This window comes from uncultured Anaerotruncus sp., assembly GCF_902490045.1.
Lineage (GTDB): Bacteria > Bacillota > Clostridia > Oscillospirales > Ruminococcaceae > Anaerotruncus.
In genome coordinates this window covers 1-2,119 of the sequence record NZ_CABUCJ010000201.1, presented here as the reverse complement: position 1 = coordinate 2,119, position 2,119 = coordinate 1, and the positions used below count along the sequence as shown (strand labels likewise).

Here is a 2,119-nt window from a genome sequence, read left to right as displayed (position 1 = left end):
CCGCACCTCCCGGGCTGCCTTTGCCGCTTCCTTCCGGTACTGGGTGGGGGTCATACCGGTGCGCTTTTTAAAGGCGCGGGCAAAGTAGCTGGCGTCCTCGTAGCCCACCATGGAGGCCACCTCCGCTGCGGAGCGGAAGGGGTCGGCCAGCAGTTCTTTAGCTGCGTTGATGCGCAGCTCGGTCAGACAGTCCAGAAAATTCATCTTCTGGTATTTTTTGAACTGCGCCGAAAGGTACGCCGGGCTGATGTGCAAAATTTCGCTCACGCTGTCCAGCGAGAGGTCGGCCATATAGTTATCTTCCATATACTTGCGCACATGGTCCATCACCAGTGCGTTGCGGTCGCTCTCCCCTTCCCCGGCGGGCTTCGCCGCGCGGACCGGATGCTGCCGCATCTCCTTTGCCTGACGTTCGAGAACGCTCTTGGTAAACTTGTTTGCCATGAGTATGACCTCCCTGCCGGGGATTATTCCCTCCGGGCGCGTTTTCCCGGGATCCCCGGCCGCATCGTTTTTCTATTGGAAGTTCTATTCGCGAATATAAGAATGAATGGAACTTCGCGTGCAGGAACGATTATAGCACGCCGCGCGCAAGCATTTCGTCGACAAGGGACGCAATCGCGTCGCAGCCCTTGGAGCGCAGGTCGTAGATCGAGATCGGCACGGCGGCCAGCTCGCTCTCGGTGATGCGGACGTTGCGCGGGATGACCGTCTCGAAGAGGATGGGGCGCAGGTCCTCGGTGTCTGGCGAGGTGCGCAGGTATTCGAGGTAGTCGGCGGAGAGCTTGTTGCGGCTGTCGAAGTCGTTGACGATGAAGCCCTTGATGTTGTCCTCCCGCCGCAGGCGCTTGCGGGCCTCCTCCCACAGCGCGATGAAGAGCTGCGCGCCCTCGATCGCGTTCATCGAAACGTCGCTCACGAGCAGGATGGCGTCGGAGGCGAGGAAGGCGTTCTGGTTGACGATCGACATGCTGGGGTTGGTGTCGATGAGGATGTAGTCGTACTGGTCGAAAAATTCCCTGTGGTCGCCCAGGTAGTTCGAGAGGATCTGCTCCCGCCCGGCGACCGAGGCGATCTTGAGCTCGGATTTGTGCAGGAAGATCGACCCGGCGATCATGTCGAGCAGCGGCAGGCGGTCGATGGGGCTTTTGATGACGAGCTGCTCCGGCTCGGGCTGCGCCTCCTCGAGGTTGTAGAGGTCGTAGGTGGTGAGCAGGTCGGGCTGAGTGCGGTCGATGCCCATGTTGTTGGTGAGGTTGCCCTGCAGATCCGAGTCGACGACCAGCACGCGGTAGCCGAGCTGGGAGAGGATGCCGCCGATGTTGAAGCAGAGCATCGTCTTGCCGACGCCGCCCTTGAGGGTCCCGAAGGTGATGATCTTTCCCATGAGGAAGCCTCCCGTAGATTCGCGATTCGATGCGCGAACAGATTTGCGATTCGATTGATGAATACATTATAGCATAGATTTGCGAATCAATGCAAGCATCTGTAAAAAAATATATCTGAAAACAGATTAAGTTACTTATTAAACAATAGATTCATTTTTTGATTAATAAAGATATTTGGAAATATATTGTCTTATGCATTAACGAATAGATAAACAATTGAGCGAATAGATTTTCTAATAGATTAGCGAATAGAAAAGCCTTGCGGGCGCGCGCCGCCTGTGGTAAAATACGAGGGAAAATGGGGGAATTGAAATGAACCGAAACGACCGGCTGCTCGACGAGCTGCGCGGCTTCCTGCCCGAATACATGGCCCAGAAGCGCATGGTGGTGGGGCGCGGCAAAAAGCTCATCCGCTGCATCAACCCGCAGCACAGCGACTCCACGCCCAGCATGTCCTACTATCCCAAGACCCAAAAGCTCCACTGCTTCGGCTGCGGGGCCACCTACGACCTCTTCGACGTCATCCGGATGGACTACCCCGACTGCGACAGCTTCCCGCGCCAGGTGAAAAAGGCGTGCGAGCTCTTCGGCGTGCCCTTCCCGGAGGATTTCGGCCGGGACCCGGCGGCGTCCCCGGCGCTCCGCGCGGGGGCGCACGCTGCCGCCGCCCCCGCGGGCGCCGCGTCCCTCCGGGCGCTTTCGCCCGCGGCCCGTGCCCTGCCGTCCGCCCC

Annotated in this window: 3 protein-coding genes; 1 reads left to right on the top strand and 2 read right to left on the bottom strand. The window is 58.7% G+C overall.

What is annotated here, in order from left to right; genetic code table 11:
- Both RDM88_RS12685 and RDM88_RS12680 read right to left on the bottom strand, forming a co-directional pair.
- A partial coding sequence (locus tag RDM88_RS12685; RefSeq protein WP_308755187.1) for an AraC family transcriptional regulator occupies positions 1–444 on the bottom strand: 444 nt, incomplete at its 3' end.
- A 130-nt stretch (positions 445–574) separates the two neighbouring features.
- A complete protein-coding gene (locus tag RDM88_RS12680) occupies positions 575–1,387 on the bottom strand; it encodes a ParA family protein (protein WP_308755186.1) in 813 nt (270 codons plus the stop codon).
- A gap of 313 nt (positions 1,388–1,700) precedes the next feature.
- Between RDM88_RS12680 and RDM88_RS12675 the strand changes: the two genes are divergently transcribed.
- Positions 1,701–2,119 (top strand): CHC2 zinc finger domain-containing protein (locus RDM88_RS12675; protein ID WP_308755185.1); only part of this gene is annotated, 419 nt, incomplete at its 3' end.

Bases quoted from the DNA above. Each gene is read 5' to 3' on its own strand.
- RDM88_RS12680 (WP_308755186.1), bottom strand. From the start codon at position 1,387: ATGGGAAAGATCATCACCTTCGGGACCCTCAAGGGCGGCGTCGGCAAG.